Source organism: Phormidium sp. CCY1219, from assembly GCF_055795085.1.
Genome location: NZ_JAYFEQ010000059.1, coordinates 1 through 215, shown reverse-complemented (window position 1 = coordinate 215; position 215 = coordinate 1). Strand labels below are relative to the sequence as shown.

Annotated in this window: 1 protein-coding gene; it reads left to right on the top strand. The window is 52.1% G+C overall.

What is annotated here, in order from left to right:
* A partial coding sequence (locus tag AC0QH1_RS00420; RefSeq protein WP_324628768.1) for a hypothetical protein occupies positions 1 to 215 on the top strand: 215 nt, incomplete at both ends.

The following is a 215-nucleotide window of genomic DNA, read 5'->3' as shown; positions in this document are numbered from 1 at the left end:
GACGCCACAGGGGCGGGAACTCCTTCTGGGGAACTCTCCTTCACCACCAACGATAGCGACGAAAACCCCTTTAATTTTCCCATTAGCGGTACCGTTACTGGCGCAAATCAGCCAGAAATCCAGGTACTCGAAAACACCACCGATATTCCCGATGACAGCACAACCGCAATAGATATCGGAACCACCAGCGAAGGGACACCCGTTAGCAAAACCTT